Origin of the sequence: Pseudomonas sp. HY2-MNA-CIBAN-0224 (assembly GCF_040310285.1) — a bacterium.
Taxonomy (GTDB): domain Bacteria; phylum Pseudomonadota; class Gammaproteobacteria; order Pseudomonadales; family Pseudomonadaceae; genus Aquipseudomonas; species Aquipseudomonas helleri.
In genome coordinates this window covers 1-230 of the sequence record NZ_JBEOPQ010000965.1, presented here as the reverse complement: position 1 = coordinate 230, position 230 = coordinate 1, and the positions used below count along the sequence as shown (strand labels likewise).

Sequence of the window (230 nt, the reverse complement as noted above, 5' to 3'; positions counted from 1 at the left end):
ACTGGGGTGAAGTCGTAACAAGGTAGCCGTAGGGGAACCTGCGGCTGGATCACCTCCTTAATCGACGACATCAGCTGTTCCATAAGTTCCCACACGAATTGCTTGATTCATTGTAGAAGACGATAACTGCAGAGTTACTCTGTGGTTTTTCTGTCGTAAAGCTTAGAAATGAGCATTCCATCAAACGATGGTGAATGTTGATTTCTGATCTTTTGATTAGATCGTTCTTT

1 rRNA gene is annotated in these 230 nt (G+C 43.0%); it reads left to right on the top strand.

The features are described from left to right. A 16S ribosomal RNA gene (locus AAEZ03_RS29110) occupies window positions 1–60 on the top strand; the annotation flags it as partial. Window positions 61–230 lie beyond the last annotated feature (170 nt).